15 protein-coding genes are annotated in these 17485 nt (G+C 69.0%); 11 read left to right on the top strand and 4 right to left on the bottom strand.

The annotated features are described in order from the left end of the window. Window positions 1-29: 29 nt before the first annotated feature. The gene (gene murJ, locus I73_RS27135) at window positions 30-794 is read right to left on the bottom strand and encodes a murein biosynthesis integral membrane protein MurJ (protein ID WP_022980420.1); all 765 of its coding nucleotides are present in this window, start codon (window positions 792-794) and stop codon (window positions 30-32) included. Between the two features lie 150 nt (window positions 795-944). Between murJ and rpsT the strand changes: the two genes are divergently transcribed. Further along, the gene (rpsT, locus tag I73_RS09650) at window positions 945-1241 is read left to right on the top strand and encodes a 30S ribosomal protein S20 (protein ID WP_022980419.1); all 297 of its coding nucleotides are present in this window, start codon (window positions 945-947) and stop codon (window positions 1239-1241) included. A gap of 101 nt (window positions 1242-1342) precedes the next feature. Here rpsT and I73_RS09645 read toward each other — a convergent pair whose 3' ends face one another. Beyond that, a complete protein-coding gene (locus tag I73_RS09645; protein ID WP_022980418.1) occupies window positions 1343-1678 on the bottom strand; it encodes a DUF3579 domain-containing protein in 336 nt (111 codons plus the stop codon). Window positions 1679-2007: 329 nt separating this feature from the next. On the opposite strand from I73_RS09645, the gene I73_RS09640 reads away from it, so the two are divergent. The 9 genes from I73_RS09640 to I73_RS09600 all read left to right on the top strand — a co-directional run bounded on the left by I73_RS09640 (window position 2008) and on the right by I73_RS09600 (window position 11681). Beyond that, window positions 2008-3201 carry an aspartate aminotransferase family protein gene (locus tag I73_RS09640; RefSeq protein WP_022980417.1) on the top strand — a complete coding sequence of 398 codons (1194 nt, stop codon included), beginning with the start codon at window positions 2008-2010 and terminating at the stop codon, window positions 3199-3201. After that, a complete protein-coding gene (gene argF / locus I73_RS09635; protein ID WP_026096527.1) occupies window positions 3198-4160 on the top strand; it encodes an ornithine carbamoyltransferase in 963 nt (320 codons plus the stop codon). Before I73_RS09640 ends, argF begins: the two co-directional genes overlap by 4 nt. 82 nt (window positions 4161-4242) lie before the next feature. After that, window positions 4243-4986: a metallophosphoesterase gene (locus I73_RS09630; protein WP_022980415.1), complete on the top strand. Its 744-nt coding sequence runs from the start codon at window positions 4243-4245 to the stop codon at window positions 4984-4986. A gap of 82 nt (window positions 4987-5068) precedes the next feature. Further along, a complete protein-coding gene (locus I73_RS09625) occupies window positions 5069-6493 on the top strand; it encodes a bifunctional serine/threonine-protein kinase/universal stress protein (RefSeq protein ID WP_234409463.1) in 1425 nt (474 codons plus the stop codon). A 4-nt stretch (window positions 6494-6497) separates the two neighbouring features. After that, window positions 6498-6845: a YkgJ family cysteine cluster protein gene (locus I73_RS09620; RefSeq protein ID WP_022980413.1), complete on the top strand. Its 348-nt coding sequence runs from the start codon at window positions 6498-6500 to the stop codon at window positions 6843-6845. A gap of 85 nt (window positions 6846-6930) precedes the next feature. Beyond that, entirely contained in the window at window positions 6931-7590 is a 660-nt protein-coding gene (gene kynB, locus I73_RS09615; RefSeq protein ID WP_040500121.1) for an arylformamidase, read from the top strand. Window positions 7591-7635: 45 nt separating this feature from the next. Then, window positions 7636-8922: a kynureninase gene (gene kynU, locus I73_RS09610; protein ID WP_022980411.1), complete on the top strand. Its 1287-nt coding sequence runs from the start codon at window positions 7636-7638 to the stop codon at window positions 8920-8922. 1 nt (window position 8923) lies between these two features. After that, window positions 8924-9793, top strand: coding sequence for a tryptophan 2,3-dioxygenase (gene kynA / locus I73_RS09605; protein WP_022980410.1), 870 nt, complete (start codon window positions 8924-8926; stop codon window positions 9791-9793). Window positions 9794-9878: 85 nt separating this feature from the next. Beyond that, window positions 9879-11681, top strand: a complete 1803-nt coding sequence (locus tag I73_RS09600) for an aminopeptidase P family protein (protein ID WP_022980409.1) — start codon at window positions 9879-9881, stop codon at window positions 11679-11681. A gap of 81 nt (window positions 11682-11762) precedes the next feature. Here the strand turns inward: I73_RS09600 and ettA are convergent, their stop codons facing one another. Then, on the bottom strand, window positions 11763-13427 hold the full coding sequence (gene ettA / locus I73_RS09595; protein WP_022980408.1) for an energy-dependent translational throttle protein EttA: 1665 nt from the start codon (window positions 13425-13427) through the stop codon (window positions 11763-11765). 125 nt (window positions 13428-13552) lie between these two features. Continuing rightward, window positions 13553-15433: a bifunctional diguanylate cyclase/phosphodiesterase gene (locus I73_RS27130; RefSeq protein ID WP_022980407.1), complete on the bottom strand. Its 1881-nt coding sequence runs from the start codon at window positions 15431-15433 to the stop codon at window positions 13553-13555. A 321-nt stretch (window positions 15434-15754) separates the two neighbouring features. On the opposite strand from I73_RS27130, the gene I73_RS09585 reads away from it, so the two are divergent. Then, window positions 15755-17173, top strand: coding sequence for a DEAD/DEAH box helicase (locus I73_RS09585; protein ID WP_022980406.1), 1419 nt, complete (start codon window positions 15755-15757; stop codon window positions 17171-17173). Window positions 17174-17485: the final 312 nt, after the last annotated feature.

The raw sequence follows: 17485 nt of genomic DNA, 5'->3' as shown, positions 1-17485 counted from the left end.
GCCCCGGGGGGACGGGATTTGGGTGTTGTTCAGCAGGACAGTTGGGCCACCGACACCCCCAGCAGGCCGGGCGCCATCTGGCGCAGCACCTGACGCACACCCGGGTGGTGCCAGGCCGCCGTGAGCGCGCCCTTGCGCCAGCCGATGCGCGGCACCATGCCCAGCCGCCGCAGGGCAGGCACCTGGATGGCCAGCTGCAGGATGCCGCCCAGCAGCACCCCGGCGGACAGGGCATGGATCGGGGCGATGCCGACCCGCCGCAGCAGTGGCGTCAGGCCGACCACGCTCAGGATCATCGCCACGTTGAGCAACACCGGCGTGGCGGCCGGCACCGAGAAGTTCTTCCAGGTGTTGAGCACCCCGGCGGCCAAGGCCACCAGGGACATGAAGCCGATGTAGGGAAACATCCAGCGGGTCATCACGACCGCCAGATCGAACTCCCCCAGCCCGGCCCCGAAGGCCCAGACCACCACCGGTGCGCCGATGATGCCGATCGTGCAGGTCACCACCAGCACCCAGAACAGCACCGTGGCCACGGCGTTGACCATGGCGTGGGTGCCCTCATCCCCTTCGCGCTCACGGGTGGCCGCCAGCAAGGGCACGAAGGCCGCCGAGAAGGCGCCCTCGGCGAACAGACGCCTGAGCAGGTTGGGAATGCGGAACGCCACGTTGAAGGCGTCGGTCAGCGCGCTGGCGCCGAAACCCGCGGCGATGAGCTGATCCCGCACCAGGCCGGTGATGCGGGACAGCAGGGTCCACATGGAAACCGTGGACGCAGCCTTGAGAAGATTCATGGACGGGCCGGCCCCAAGGCACCGGCAGAAGAAGGTGGCGGATTATAGAAAGGCGCCACCCCACCCTGGCCGGGCAGGCCACCAGAACTTGCAAGCACTGTCAAAAATCCGCTATACTCGATAGTCTTTCCCACCTGGAAACCAAAAGCAATGGCAACCTCTTCCAAAGCCAAGAAGCGCACCGTGCGCCTGGCATCGGGCCGCAAGCGCGCTCGCCAGGACGTCAAGCTGAACGCCGCCAATTCGTCGCTGCGTTCCAAGTTCCGCACCTCGATCAAGAACGTGCTGAAGGCTGTCGCCGCCGGTGACAAGACCCAAGCTGCTGAACTGTTCAAGACAGCCCAGGGCGTGATCGACTCGATCGCCGACAAGGGCATCTTCCACAAGAACAAGGCTGCCCGTCACAAGAGCCGCCTGTCCGCCAAGGTCAAGGCGCTGGCCGCCTGACATCAACATCCAGGTGGACGACAAGGCCCCGCAGTGCGGGGCCTTTTTCATGGCGACGCCACCCGGTCAAACGGCCAGCGCTGGGACAGCGCTGATGTCGCTCAGGGCGCCTTCTTGGGCGCGCCGTCCTCCGGCAGCAGACAGGCCTCGGTGACCTGCAAGCCGTTGTCGCGGGCGAAGTTCATGACGAAATCCCAGGCCATCGGCTCGATGCCCTTCAGGGCCTCGTTGACGATCACGCATTTCACGCCGTTGATCACCCGCGGCACGCAGTAGGGCGAGTAGCCGATGAAGGCGCCGATGCCACCGGCCTTCACCCCCCCAGGCCGGAAGCAGGACATCGCCCCGGCCAGCCTTTCCGCCCAATCGCTGGGACGGAATGTTCGGCCTTCTTTGGTGAGGCCCTGAATGAAGAACTCGCGGGGCTTGGTGGTCATGGAGAGCGTGTCGATCGTTCGGCAATGGTAAGGACAGACGCTTGCGAGCCGCTGTCAATCCCGGGCAGTCCGACCGCAACTGAATTGCGCGGGGGGTGATTCTGCCTTGCTCTTGATGCATTGCAGCGAAAGCACCTGAGCTCCCCAGGGAAGTGCTCGCCCTCTTGTCATCCCGCCCTCCGCCGCGCTGCGCCCACCCGGCCACAGAATCGTCACCCCCGCCCCAGGCTTGAACCTTAGAATTCGAGCAGGTTGGAACGACACCCCAGGCCTCGGCCCGGGATGCGACCAGCCTTTTTCTTTTTTGTCATCCACCTGGAGATCTGAGAATGTCCGCCTCCATGCCCCATGTCATGAACACCTACGGCCGGCTGCCTGTGGCACTGTCGCACGGCCGAGGCTGCGAAGTGTGGGACACCCGAGGCCGACGTTACCTGGACGCGCTGGGCGGCATCGCCGTCAACACCCTGGGCCATGCCCACCCGAAGCTGGTGGAGGCCCTGCAAACCCAGATCGGCCAGCTGATCCACTGCTCCAACTACTACGAGAGCCCGCTGCAGGAGCAGCTCGCCAGCCTGCTGTGCGAGCGCTCCGGCCTGGACGTGGCCTTCTTCTGCTCCACCGGCCTGGAGGCCAACGAAGCCGCGCTGAAGATCGCCCGCAAGTACGGCCACGACAAGGGCATCGAGCGCTCCGAGATCATCGTGCTGGACAAAGCCTTCCATGGCCGCTCCATCGCCACGCTGTCGGCCACCGGCAACGTCAAGGTGCAGGAAGGCTTCGGCCCCCTGGTCGAGGGCTTCCTGCGCGTGCCGTTCAACGACATCGGCGCGATGCGCGACGTCGCGGGCACGCACCCGAACGTGGTGGCCGTGATGCTGGAGACCATCCAGGGCGAGGGCGGCATCCGCCCGGCCCAGTGGGAGTACCTGCGCCAGGTGCGTCAGCTTTGCGATGAGCGGGGCTGGCTGCTGATGCTCGACGAGGTGCAGTGCGGCATCGGCCGCACCGGCAAGTGGTTCGCCTACCAATGGGCCGGCATCCAGCCTGACGTGATGCAACTGGCCAAGGGCCTGGGCTCGGGCGTGCCGGTGGGTGCGGTGCTGGCCGGCCCCAAGGCGCGCAATGTGCTGGGCCCGGGCAACCATGGCAGCACCTTCGGCGGCAATCCGCTGGCCATGCGTGCCGGCATCGAAACGCTGCAGATCATGAGCGCCGACGGCCTGCTGGACAACGCCAGCGCGGTGGGTGGCTACCTCAAGAGCGCCCTGCAGACCGCGCTGGGCGGGCAGCCCGGCGTCAAGGAGGTGCGCGGTGAGGGGCTGATGCTGGGCATCGAGCTGGACCGCCCTTGCGGCGCCATCCTGACCCGCGCGATGGAAGCCGGCCTGCTGCTGTCCGTCACCGCCGACAGCGTGGTGCGCCTGCTGCCGCCGCTGATCTTCAGCCGCGAGAACGCCGACGAGGTGCTGTCCATCCTCGTGCCGCTGATCAAGAACTTCCTGTCGGAGACCCAGGCATGAAACCGGGTTACAGCCTCATGCGCCACTACCTGCAATTCAAGGACTTCCGGGCCGAGGAATACGCCTATCTGTTCGAGCGCGCCCGCGTCATCAAGCAGCGCTTCAAGAACTACGAGAAGTACCAGCCGCTGACCGACCGCACCCTGGCCATGATCTTCGAGAAGGCCAGCACCCGCACCCGCGTCAGCTTCGAGGCTGGCATGTACCAGATGGGCGGCTCGGTGGTGCACCTGACCACCGGCGACAGCCAGCTGGGTCGCAGCGAGCCCATCGAGGACAGCGCCCGCGTCATCAGCCGCATGGTCGACCTGGTGATGATCCGCACCTTCGAGCAGAGCAAGATCGAACGCTTCGCCGCCCACTCGCGCGTGCCGGTCATCAACGGCCTGACCAACGAGTTCCACCCCTGCCAGATCCTGGCCGATCTGCTGACCTACCTGGAGCACCGCGCTCCGGTGAACGCCAGCGGCTACGACCTGAACTGCCTCAAGGGCAAGGTGGTGGCCTGGGTGGGCGACGGCAACAACATGGCCAACACCTGGCTGCAGGCCGCCGAGATCCTGGGCTTCACGGTCCACGTCAGCACCCCCTCGGGCTACGAGGTGGACCCGGCCGTGGCCGGCGTGCGCGACACCGGCTGCTACAAGGTCTTCAAGAACCCGCTGGACGCCTGCCGCGGCGCCCATCTGGTCACCACCGACGTGTGGACCAGCATGGGCTACGAGGCCGAGAACGCCGAGCGCCTGAAAGCCTTTGCCGACTGGTGCGTGGACGCCGAGATGATGGCCGTGGCCCAGCCCGACGCGCTGTTCATGCACTGCCTGCCCGCCCACCGCGGCGAGGAAGTGACCGCCGAGGTCATCGACGGCCCGCAATCGGTGGTCTGGGACGAGGCCGAGAACCGCATGCACGTGCAGAAGGCCCTGATGGAATACCTGCTGCTCGGCCGCATCGGGTAAATCCCGAGCCCACCTGACGCCGGGCATCAGTCCGGCGTCAGCGCCTGGGCGCACAGTGACGCCAGGAGACAACGAGAAGACCATGAAGCTGGCCCTGATCACCGATCTGCACGCCAACCGCGAAGCCGTGCAGGCCGTGCTGGAACACGCCGAGGCCCAGGGCGCTGGCCGCTACGCCTTCCTGGGCGACTATGTCGGCTACGGTGCCGACCCGGGCTGGGTCATCGACACCGTGCGCCGCTATGTCGACCAAGGCGCCATCGCCGTGGGCGGCAACCACGATGCCGGCGTGGCCACCGAGATCTCGCCGTCCATGCGGCCCGACGCCCGCCAGGTCGTCGAATGGACCCGGGGCCAGCTCACACCCGAGCAACTGGCCTTTCTGTCCACCCGCCCGCTGTCCCACACCGAGGGCGACATGCTGTTCGTGCATGCCAACGCCTTCGCCCCGGCCGAATGGGAGTACGTCCAAGGCCGGCTGGAGGCGGTGCGCAGCCTGCACGCCACCCCCTGCCACTACACCTTCTGCGGGCACATGCATGAGCCCAAGCTGTTCCACCTGTCGGGCACCGGCAAGGCGGGCGACTTCGTGCCCTCGGCCGGCGTGGCCATCCCCATACCACCCATCCGCCAATGGCTGATCGTGCCCGGCTCGGCCGGCCAGCCGCGCGACGGCAACCCCGCTGCCTGCTACGCCATGTTCGACCTGGCCGAGCAGTCGCTGACCTTCCACCGCGTGCCCTACGACCACGACACCGCGGCGCGCAAGATCCTCGACGCCGGCCTGCCGGCGCGCCTGGCGGAGCGCTTGATCCATGGCCAATGAAGCGAGAGCGGAAGTTCCATCCCCTGCTCCGCCCGGCGAACCAACAGCCGATGGCGGCAACGGCCCGCTGAAGCCCGGCCAGGTGATCGACGGCTTCCGGCTGGAGGAGGCCCTGCACCGTGGCGGCATGGCCACCCTGTGGCGGGTGCGTCGGGTGAACGCGGAGGGCAACCCCGTCGATGGCCCCGACGCCATGCCGCTGATCATGAAGGTGCCCCGCATCAAGGGCGGTGAGGACCCGGCCACCATCGTGGGCTTCGAGGTCGAGCGCATGATCATGCCGACCCTGTCGGGGCCGCATGTGCCCAAGTTCATTGCCAAGGGCGACTTCACCCGCCAGCCCTACATCGTGATGGAGCACATCCCCGGCGCCACGCTGCGGCCCCGGCTGGATGAGGCCCCGCTGTCCTTCGACGAGATCATCGAGGTGGGCGAGCGGGTGGCCACCGCGCTGCACGAGCTGCACCGCCAGCATGTGGTGCACCTGGACATCAAGCCCAGCAACATCCTCTTCCGCCCAGACGGCACCGCGGTGCTGGTGGACTTCGGTCTCTCGCGCCACGACCAACTGCCCGACCTGCTGGACGAGGAGTTCACCCTGCCCATGGGCACCGGCCCCTACATGTCGCCCGAGCAGGTGCAGTTCGTGCGCAGCGACCCCCGCAGCGACCTCTTCGCGCTGGGCGTCATGCTCTACCACCTGACCACCGGCGAGCGCCCCTTCGGCGCCCCCAACAGCGTGCGGGGCCTGCGCAAGCGCCTGTACGTGGACCCGGTGCCCCCGCGGGCCCTGCGCAAGGACTGTCCGCCCTGGCTGCAGGAAGTGATTCTGAAGTGCCTGGAGGTCAACGCCGACCAGCGCTACCAGAGCGCCGCCCAGCTCTCGCTGGACCTGCAGGCCCCGGCCCAGATCCCGCTCACCCGCCGGTCCGAGAAGCTGCAGGGCGCCTCCACCCTCAAGCGGCTCAGGCGCTGGTTCTTCGCCCTGGGCTCGGAGCCCGACGTGCGCCCGGTCACGGTGTCCGAGCAGGTCCACCGCAACCCCATCATCATGGCCGCGGTGGACACCGAGGCCTCCGAAGCCCTGTCCAAGCAGCTGCGCGACACGGTGCAGCGCATCGTCAAGACCGAGCCCGGCGCCCGCCTGGCCTGCGTCAGCGTGATGCGCACCGCCCGCATCGGCATGGACGACCTGGTGGACAAGTCGGGCCAGAGCCGGCACGTCAAGCAGCTGGTGCAGATCAAGCACTGGGCCCACCCGATCGCCAAGTCCCTGTTCTTCGACGAGGGTCGGCTGACTTTCCATGTGCTCGAGGCGCCGGACCCGGCCGCCGCCATCGTTGAGTTCGCCCGCCGCAACCAGGTGGACCACATCGTGATGGGTGCACGCGGCCAGTCGGCCCTGCGCCGCTACCTGGGCAGCACCTCCTCGCAGGTGGTGGCCGAATCCGATTGCACCGTCACCGTGGTGCGGGCGCCGCAGCAGATCAGCGAAGCCCAGGAATGAGGCCATGAGCGAGTCCATGCGTGAGGCCGACAACCCCTGCGTGCGCTGCGGTGCCTGCTGCGCCAGCTTCCGGGTGGACTTTGCCCGCGAGGAGCTGATGAGCGAAGGCGGCTGCGTGCCCGATGGCCTGACCGTGCCGCTGACCGAGCACCTCTGCCGCATGCGCGGCACCGACCACGCCCAGCCCCGTTGCGCCGCCCTCAGCGGCCAGGTGGGTGTGGATGCCCGCTGCGGCATCTACGAATGGCGGCCCGGCCCCTGCCGCGAGTTCGGCATGCTGGCGCCCCTGGGCCGGGGCGACGACGCCTGCAGCCGCGCCCGCCAGCGCCACGGCCTGCCGCCGCTGGACTGACTCCGCCGAACCGCTCGGGACATTCCCTGGCCTGTTGGAAACAAGCGACACCACGCCCGCCCGGGCGGCGCTACTGTTCGCCGCCATGTCAGACACCCCCTCCAACGCCCCGGTGCGCCGTCGCCGCTTGTGGGACATCTCACCGCCGGTGCACCGCGCCGCCCCGGTCTTCCCGGGCGACACGCCCTACCAGCAGCAGTGGGCCGCCACGCTGGGCCCAGGCTGCCCGGTCAACGTCGCCACCCTGACCCTCTCGCCCCATCTGGGCGCCCACGCCGACGCCCCGCTGCACTACAGCCCCGATGGCGCGGCGGTGGGCGCGCTGGACCTGGCCCCCTACCTGGGCCCCTGCCGCGTGATCCACGCCATCGGCTGCGGCCCGCTGGTGCAACCCGAGCATCTGCGCCATGCCATGCAAGGCCTGCCCCCGCGGGTGCTGGTGCGCACCTACGCCCGCATGCCGCAGGACCGCTTCGACACCGCCCTGCCGGCCTTCGCGCCCCAAACCCTCGAATGGCTGGCCGACCAGGGCGTGCAGCTGGTGGGCATCGACTCGGCCAGCGTGGACCCGGCCGACAGCAAGACGCTGGACAGCCACCAGGTGCTGCGCCGGCGAGACCTGCGGGTGCTGGAGAACCTGCTGCTCGACGCCGTGCCCGAGGGCGATTACGAACTGATCGCCCTGCCCCTGAAGCTGACCGAGGCCGACGCCTCCCCGGTGCGCGCCGTGCTGCGCGAACTCTGAACCCGGCCCTGTGCCTTCCCTGTGCCCATGACCCCCACGACCCCCATGACCCTGACCCGAAACGACTGCGCGGCCCTGGACGCCGCCGATCCCCTGGCCCCGCTGCGGGCCCGGTTCACCCTGCCCGAGGGCGTGATCTACCTGGACGGCAACTCGCTGGGCGTGCTGCCCGCGGCCACCCCTGCCCGGGTGGCCGACGCCATCCAGCAAGAATGGGGTGAAGGCCTGATCCGCAGCTGGAACAGCGCCGGCTGGATCGACCTGCCCCAGCGCGTGGGCGACAAGATCGCCCGCCTGGTAGGCGCCGCCCCCGGCGAGCTGGTGGTGGCCGATTCGACCTCGGTCAACCTCTACAAGGTGCTCAGTGCCGCGCTGGCCATCGCCCGCGCGGATGCCCCCGCGCGCCGCGTGGTGCTGTCCGACGCCGAGAACTTCCCGACCGACCTCTACATCGCCCAGTCACTGTGCGCCCAGCACGGGCTGACGCTGGAGCTGACCACCGCCGAGGCGCTGGAGGCCCGGCTGGCCCGCGGCCAGGACGTGGCCGTGCTGCTGTGGACCCAGGTGAACTACCGCAGCGGCCGGATGCTGGACATGGCCCGCACCACCGCGCTGGCCCATGCCGCCGGCGCGCTGACCATCTGGGACCTGGCCCATTCGGCCGGCGCGATGCCGGTGGACCTGAACGGTGCGCAGGCCGACTTCGCCATCGGCTGCGGCTACAAGTACCTCAACGGCGGCCCCGGTGCGCCGGCCTTTGTCTGGGCCCATGCCCGCCACACCGAACGCTTCTGGCAACCGCTGTCGGGCTGGATGGGCCATGCCGCGCCCTTCCGCTTCGACACCGCCTACCAGCCCGCCCCGGGCATCGCCCGCTACCTGTGCGGCACGCCCTCGGTGCTGGCCATGACGGCGCTGGAGGTCGGGGTGGACACCTTGCTGGCGGCCGAGCCGCTGGGCGGCATGCCCGCGCTGCGGGCCAAGTCGCTGCGGCTCTCGCGCCTGTTCATCGACCAGGTGCGCGAGCGCTGCGCCGCGCATGCGCTGCCGCTGGCCTCGCCCGAAGACGACGCCGAGCGCGGCAGCCAGGTCTCGCTGGCCTGCAACGAGGGCGGCTACGCGGTGATGGCCGCGCTGATCGCCCGCGGCGTGATCGGCGACTTCCGCGCCGGCCAGGGCACGGACCAGGCGCCGGACCTGCTGCGCTTCGGCTTCACGCCGCTGTACACCCGCTTCGTCGATGTCTTCGACGCCGTCACCGCGCTGGCTACCGTGCTGGACAGCGGCGAATGGCGCGAGGCACGCTTCAACCAGCGTGCGGCGGTGACCTGACATGAGTTGCCCCCATCACCCCACGCCCGAGACCCCACGCGGCGCCGAGATCGTCCGCCAGGAAGGCGCGCAGCTCGACTTCTCGCGCTCCATGAGCTACGGCGACTACCTGCACCTGGACGAGATCCTGGGCGCCCAGCACCCGCTCTCGCCCGAGCACAACGAGATGCTCTTCATCGTGCAGCACCAGACCAGCGAGCTCTGGATGAAGCTGATGCTGCACGAGCTGGGCGCCGCGGTGCGCCATGTGGGCAGCGACCAGTTGCAGCCGGCCTTCAAGATGCTGGCCCGGGTCTCCAAGATCATGGAACAGCTGGTGCATGCCTGGGACGTGCTGGCCACCATGACCCCGCCCGAGTACTCCGCCATCCGGCCCTACCTGGCGCAGTCCAGCGGCTTCCAGAGCTGGCAGTACCGCTGCATCGAGTTCACGCTGGGCAACAAGAACGCGGCCATGCTGCAGCCCCATGCCCATCGGCCGGACCTGCTGCAGGTGGTGGAAACCGCCTGGCAGGCGCCTTCGCTGTACGACGAGGCCCTGCGCCTGCTGGCCCGCCGCGGCCTGCCGGTGCCCGCCAGCCACACCACGCGCGACTGGACCCAGCCCTACGCGGCCAGCGAAGCGGTTCAGGCCGCCTGGCTGGAGGTCTACCGCCACCCCGAGCAGCACTGGGACCTCTACCAGCTGGGCGAGGAGCTGACCGACCTGGAGGACGCCTTCCGCCTCTGGCGCTTCCGCCACCTCACCACGGTGGAGCGGGTCATCGGCTTCAAGCGCGGCACCGGCGGCACCGGTGGGGTGAGCTACCTGCGCAAGATGCTGGACGTCGTCCTGTTTCCTGAGATCTGGGCACTGCGCACCAGTTTGTGAGGAAAACCGCGTCGCGGACCGAGCTTTGTTCATGGGCGCTTTTCCTAGAATGAACGTTTCCCCATTCGTTTTCTGGAGCCGCCCCATGGACACCCGCACCTCTGCCGCCCGCCTGCGCATCGCCCGCCTGCGTGAGGCCATGGCCCAGGCCGGCCTGGACGGGGTGCTGGTGCCCTCCAGCGACCCGCACATCTCCGAATACCTGCCGGCCCACTGGCAGGGCCGCGAATGGTTCTCGGGCTTCACCGGTTCCATGGGCACCCTGGTGGTGACCACCCAGGACGCCGCCGTCTTCGCCGACAGCCGCTACTGGGTGCAGGCCGAGGCCGAGCTGGCCGGCAGCGGCATCGCGCTGGAGAAGATCCAGACCGGCGCCGCCACCAACCACCTGGAATGGATTGCCAGCCACCTGAAGCCCGGCCAGACCCTGGGCGTGGATGGGCAAGTGCTGGGCCTGGCCGCGGCCCAGCAGCTGCGCGCCACCTGCGAGCGCGCCGGCCTGACCCTGCGCACCGGTGAGGACCCGCTGGCCACCGCCTGGGACGACCGCCCAGGCCTGCCGGCCGCCGCTGTCTATGAGCACGGCGCCCCGCACGCCGCCGTGGGTCGCCCGGCCAAGCTGGCCACGGTGCGCGCCGGCATGGCGGCGCACGGCGCCAGCCACCACTTCGTCTCCACGGTGGACGACATCGCCTGGATCACCAACCTGCGCGGCGCCGACGTGGCCTACAACCCCGTCTTCCTGGCCCACCTGCTGATCGGCCCGGACCGCGCCACGCTGTTCGTCGGCGCGGGCAAAGTGGACGCCGCCCTGGCCGCCACGCTGGCCGCCGAGGGCATCGCCCTGGCCGACTATGGCCAGGCCGCCGCGGCCCTGGCCGCCCTGCCCGCCGGCAGCACCCTGCTGGTGGACCCGCGCCGCGTCACCCTGGGCCTGCGCGAGGCCGTGGCCGCGGGCGTGAAGGTGGTGGAGGCCACCAACCCCAGCACCTTGGCCAAGAGCCGCAAGACGGCCGAGGAAGCGGCCTTCATCCGCGAGGCCATGGTGCAGGACGGCCTGGCCATGTGCCGTTTCTACGCCTGGTTCGAGGCCGCGATGGCCCGTGGCGAGCGCATCACCGAGCTGACCATCGATGAGAAGCTCAGCGCCGAGCGGGCCAAGCAGCCCGGCTTCGTCGGCCTGTCCTTCCCCACCATCGCCGGCTTCAACGCCAACGGGGCCATGCCGCACTACCGTGCCACGCCCGAGTCGCATGCGGTGATCGAAGGCAACGGTCTGCTGCTGATCGACTCCGGCGGCCAGTACCTGGGCGGCACCACCGACATCACCCGCGTCTGGCCGGTGGGCCAGATCAGCACCGAGCACAAGCGCGACTTCACCCTGGTGCTCAAGGGCACGCTGGGCCTGTCGCGCGCCCGCTTCCCGCTGGGCACGCCCAGCCCCATGCTGGACACCCTGGCCCGCGCGCCGCTGTGGGCCGCGAGCCTGGAATACGGCCACGGCACCGGCCACGGTGTGGGCTACTTCCTGAACGTGCACGAAGGCCCGCAGAGCATCAGCAAGGCGGTGCCCACGGCCGACATGGCCATGCAGCCGGGCATGGTGACCTCGGTGGAGCCAGGCCTCTACCGGCCGGGCCGCTGGGGCGTGCGCATCGAGAACCTGGTGCTCAACGTCGAGGCCCCGGCCTCCGAATTCGGGCCCTTCCTCGCGTTCGAGACCCTGACCCTGTGCCCCATCGACACCCGCTGCATCGACCGCACGCTGCTGAGCGAGGAGGAGCGTGTCTGGCTGAACCAGTACCACGCCATGGTGCGCGAGCGCCTGGCGCCGGGCCTGGACGGCGAGGCCCTGGCCTGGCTGATGGCCCGCACCGAAGCGATCTGACCGTTCCCCGCCCTGGCGGAGCCCCATGAAAAAGCCACCCCGCGGGGTGGCTTTTCGCTGTCCGCCCGCCTGGGGCGGGGCTCACTTCAGCGCCTTGAAGCGCAGGCGGTGCGGCTTGGCGCCTTCTTCGCCCAGACGCTTCTTCTTGTCGGCCTCGTACTCGGTGAAGTTGCCGTCGTAGAAGAACCACTGCGAGTCGCCTTCGCAGGCCAGGATGTGGGTGCAGATGCGGTCCAGGAACCAGCGGTCATGGGAAATGATCATGGCCGAGCCGGCGAACTCCAGCAGGGCCTCTTCCAGCGCGCGCAGGGTTTCCACGTCCAGGTCGTTGGACGGCTCGTCCAGCATCAGCACGTTGCCGCCCTGGGCCAGGGTCTTGGCCAGGTGCAGGCGGCCGCGCTCACCGCCCGAGAGGCTGCCCACCAACTTCTGCTGGTCGTTGCCCTTGAAGTTGAAGCGGCCGATGTAGGCACGGCTGGGCATCACGAACTTGCCCACCACGATGTTGTCCAGGCCGCCGGAGACATCCTCCCAGACGGTCTTCTCGGCGGCCAGGCCCTCGCGGCTCTGGTCCACAAAGGCCAGCTGCGCGGTCTTGCCGATGCTGACCTCGCCGGAATCCGGCGTTTCCACGCCCTGGATCATGCGGAACAGCGTCGACTTGCCGGCGCCGTTGGGGCCGATGATGCCGACGATGGCGCCGGCCGGCACCTTGAACGACAGGTTGTCGATCAGCATGCGGTCGCCGAAGCTCTTCGAGACGTTCTTGAACTCGATGACCTCGTTGCCCAGGCGCTCGGCCACCGGGATGAAGATCTCGTTGGTCTCGTTGCGCTTCTGGTATTCGACGTCGCTCAGTTCCTCGAAGCGGGCCAGACGCGCCTTGCTCTTGGCCTGACGGCCCTTGGCGTTCTTGCGCACCCACTCCAATTCCTGCTTCATGGCCTTGGCGCGGGCGTCCTCGGCCTTCTGCTCGGCCTCCAGGCGCTTTTCCTTGCCGTCCAGCCAGTCGGAGTAATTGCCCTTGTAGGGAATGCCGTGGCCCCGGTCGAGTTCCAGGATCCACTCGGCCGCATTGTCCAGAAAGTAGCGATCGTGGGTGATGGCCACCACGGTGCCGGAGAAGCGCTTGAGGAACTGCTCCAGCCACTCCACCGACTCGGCGTCCAAGTGGTTGGTCGGCTCGTCCAGCAGCAGCATGTCGGGCTTGGACAGCAGCAGGCGGCACAGGGCCACGCGGCGCTTCTCGCCGCCGGACAGCGGGCCGATCTTGGCGTCCCAGGGCGGCAGGCGCAGGGCGTCGGCGGCGATGTCCAGCAGGTGGTCGGTGTTCTCGCCACCGGCGGCGGCGATGATGGCTTCGAGCTCGGCCTGCTCGGTGGCCAGCGCGTCGAAGTCGGCGTCCGGCTCAGCGTAGGCGGCATAGACCTCTTCCAGCCGCTTTTGCGCGGCCAGGGCACCGCCGATGCCCTCTTCCACCGCCTGGCGCACGGTCTGTTCAGGGTCCAGCTGGGGTTCCTGCGGCAGGTATCCGATCTTCAGGCCAGGCATCGGGACGGCTTCGCCCTCGATGTCCTTGTCCAGGCCCGCCATGATCTTGAGCAGGGTGGACTTGCCCGAGCCGTTCAGACCCAGCACGCCGATCTTGGCGCCGGGGAAGAAGGACAGGGAGATGTCCTTCAGGATCTGCCGCTTCGGCGGCACGATCTTGCCGACGCGGTTCATGGTGAAGACGTATTGCGCCATTGCTTGTCCTGAAGTGGAGGTGCCGGCCGATGCGACCGGCCGCCAGCGACTTGCGGGTCGCCTGCGGAGAAAGGAAGGGGTGGAGCGGCGCGCCAGCGTGGGCGGCCAACCCGGTCAGTCCGCGATTATCGCGCGGACGGCCAGCCCAGGGGCATTTGGGCCGATGCCGAGCCCCGGGGGGCCACCATATCAACCGACATGGGGCGGGTGCCGGTGTCCCAGCCATCGATCATGCGGCGCAGCGCCTCGGAGGACACCGGCTCGGCCAGCAGATTGCCCTGCACGGCCGTGCAACCGGCCTCCTGCAGCACGTCCAGCTGGGCGGCCTCCTCGACCCCCTCGGCCACGGTCTGCATGCCCAGCAGGCGGGCCAGTTCGACGATGGTGCGCACGATGGCCCGGGCGTCCGGGTAGCCCAGCAACTCCCGCACGAAGGCGCGGTCGATCTTGAGCGTGTCGAAGGGGAAGCGCCGCAGATAGGCCAGCGAGGAGTAGCCGGTGCCGAAGTCGTCCAGCGCGATCTGCACGCCCAGCGCCTTGATCTGGTGGAGGTTGCTCATGGCCGTGGGCGTGGCGTCCAGCATCACGCCCTCGGTGATCTCGATCTCCAGCCGCTCGGGCACCAGGCCCGACTGTGCCAGGGCCTGCCGCACATCGTCGACCAGGCCGGCGCGCATCATCTGCACCGGCGAGACGTTGACCGAGATGCGCAGGTCACCCAGCACCGTCTGGGCTTCCTGGCAGGCCCGCTGCAGCACCCAGGCGCCGATGTCGCCGATCAGGCCGCAGCGCTCGGCCACCGGAATGAACTCGGAGGGCGGCACCCAGCCCAACGTCGGATGTTCCCAGCGGACCAGGGCCTCGGCACTCACCACCTCCCAGGCCTCGATGGCCACCCAGGGCTGCCAGGCCAGGCTCAGCTCGCCCCGGGCCAGGGCCTCGCGCAGTTCACGCTCCAGCAGCACCTGCCGGCGGCTGCGCTCGCCCATCCAGGGCGCAAAGTACTCGCAGCGTCCCCGCCCGCGCTCCTTGGCCGCGCTCAGGGCCAGGTCGGCATGGCCCAGCACCTCGTCCACCGTGTCGCCATGGTCCGGGATGAGGGCCACGCCCATGCTGGCCGAAGGATGCACCAGCCGCCCCTGCACCTCGCCCGGGGCGTTGACCACCTGCATCAGCCGGCGGGTGAGCTGGTAGACCTCCTCATCGCTGCGCACATCGTCCAGCAGGACGGCGAATTCGTCGCCGCCCAGGCGGGCCACCAGATCGGCCTTGCGCAGCACGGACTGCAGGCGCTTGGCCACCAGGCGCAGCGCGGCATCGCCCACCGAATGGCCCAGGGCATCGTTGATCGACTTGAAGTTGTCCAGATCGAGGAAGATCAGGCCGCTGCGGCGCGGCGGATCACCCCGGTGGGCCAGCACCTGGCTCAGGCGCTCTTGCAACTGCACCCGGTTGGCCAGGCCCGTCAGCGAATCCACATGGGCCAGGTAACCCAGCGTGGGGCGCTGCTGGCGGTCCTGGGTGACGTCGCTGACCATGCCGCGCCAGCCCAGCCACTCACCGGCCACGCCCTGCAGGGGCTTGGCCGACACCAGCCACCAGCGAGGTCCCTCGGCACCCTTGAGCTGCAACAGCAGATCGCGGAAGGGCTTGCCGCGCTCCATGGCCGCCCGCATGGCCCGCACGCCGGGCACGACAGGATCCACTTCCAGTTGGGCGGTTTCCAGCACATCCAGCCAGAGATCCTGCTGCAGGCGCTGGGCCGGCAGACCGAGCCAAGCCGCCAGACGCTCGGCCCCGAGGACCAGATGCCCTTGGGCATCCAGATCCCAGAGCACATCGGGCGAAACCTCGTCCCGCGCCGGGCGGGTCCCTCCAGCCACGGGGACGGCTTGAGAGCCCTCCGCAGCGGGCAGGTGTCCGCAGCCTTCACCCGCAAAGCGACACTCCCACCAGCTGCGCAGGCGGGCGAACATTCGGGGCAGGTTGATGGGCAGCAGGGGCATGTTGGCACGCAGCCCGGTGGAACGGGGCTGTGGAAGGGAATGTAACCGCGCCCTTCGATGCATCGAACTGTCGCACTAGGGGGGAAGCTGGGAGAGACAAGAGATGAAAACGGCAGGGAGGTGCCTGACGGCAGGCTGTCCTCCGGGCCGGCCTGCTACACTGCATCACAGTAGCTGCCCGCACCAGCCCGGCAGCCTCCGCGTCACCTCTGGCGCCGGCCCACCCCTTGCGGGTGTGCCGCACTCCCCATTCCACCGGCTCCTCGCTGGTCGCCCCGCTCAGCGGGCGACGGTCCGGTCTCTTGCTCCCACAGAGCCTCCATGAGTTTTGATTCTCTCGGCCTGGCCGAACCGATCGTTCGCGCCGTGCGCGAACAGGGCTACACCCAACCCACCCCGATCCAGGCGCAAGCCATTCCCGCCGTCATGAAGGGCGGCGACCTGATGGCCGGCGCCCAGACCGGCACCGGCAAGACCGCCGGCTTCACCCTGCCCACCCTGCACCGCCTGGCCGCGGCCGGCCCCAAGCGCGATGCGCGCGGCCGTGTCGCCATCCGGGCCCTGATCCTCACCCCCACCCGGGAACTGGCCGCCCAGGTCGAGGAAAGCGTGCGTCAGTACGGCAAGTACCTGCCGCTGACCAGCATGGTGATGTTCGGCGGCGTGGGCATGCAGCCCCAGATCGACCGCCTGCGCAAGGGCGTGGACATCCTGGTGGCCACGCCGGGCCGCCTGCTGGACCACCACCAGCAGGGCACGCTGGACCTGTCCCACGTCGAGATCTTCATCCTCGACGAGGCCGACCGCATGCTGGACATGGGCTTCATCCATGACATCAAGAAGGTCCTGGCCATCGTGCCCAAGCAGAAGCAGAGCCTGCTGTTCTCGGCCACCTTCAGCGATGACATCAAGGCCCTGGCCGACCGCCTGCTGAACCAGCCGGCGCTGATCGAAGTGGCCCGCCGCAACCAGACCAACGACGCCATCGCCCAGAAGGTCCACCCGGTGGGCCGCGAGCGCAAGAAGGAACTGCTGGCCCACCTGATCCGCCAGGGCAACTGGCACCAGGTGCTGGTCTTCACCCGCATGAAGCACGGCGCCAACCGCCTGGCCGAATTCCTGAACAAGGAAGAGATCAGCGCCATGGCCATCCATGGCAACAAGAGCCAGGGCGCCCGCACCAAGGCCCTGTCGGAGTTCAAGGCCGGCACCCTGCAGGTGCTGGTGGCCACCGACATCGCCGCCCGCGGCATCGACATCGACCAGCTGCCGCACGTCGTCAACTTCGAGCTGCCCAATGTGCCCGAAGACTATGTGCACCGCATCGGCCGCACCGGCCGCGCCGGCGCCCAGGGCGAGGCGGTCTCGCTGGTCTGCGTGGACGAGGAGCAATTCCTGCGCGACATCGAGAAGCTGATCAAGCGCGAGATCCCGAAGGCGGTGGTGCCAGGCTTCGAGCCACCCGCGGGCGAAAAGGCCGAGCCCATCGTGCTGGGCCGCCGCATGACCATCGGCGTGGGCGCCAGCCGAGGTGGCCGCGGTGGCCAGGGCCGGCCGGCCGGCGGTGATGGCCGTGGCCGTCCGGGTCAGCCGGGCCAACCGGGCCACAGCGCCCAGGGACGCGCCGCTGGGCAAGGACAGCGCCAAGGCCAGGGCCCGCGCCAGGGCGGCCCGGACAGCGGGCGCCGCGACCGCCCGGCGACACCGGGTGGCGCCCGCCCCCCGCGCACGGGCCGCTGAGCCTGATCTGTGCAAAAAGGCCGCCTTCGGGCGGCTTTTTTTTGTCCGTTATCAGGGAAATCCGAGGTCTCCTGACTTCAATTCTGACGCTTCCGATCCGATATCAACGCTTGTAATACGGCCATTCACCCAAGCGATCGACCCTACTTTGGCAGGGCCCCGGCCCGACGCCACGGCGCCAGCAGATCGCGGAGGTGATGACACTGTGTTTGCCGTCAGCGAGCCAATCAGGGACCCCCATGCGAACCAATCTGCCCGTCAACCAGCACGAGTATCCTTTCCCCGAGGGGGAGACACTGGTGTCCACCACCG

Origin of the sequence: Ideonella sp. B508-1 (assembly GCF_000333615.1) — a bacterium.
In the GTDB taxonomy this organism is placed as follows: domain Bacteria; phylum Pseudomonadota; class Gammaproteobacteria; order Burkholderiales; family Burkholderiaceae_C; genus Ideonella.
Note: the sequence above shows the minus strand (reverse complement) of the source record. Positions and strands in the feature narration are given on the sequence as shown.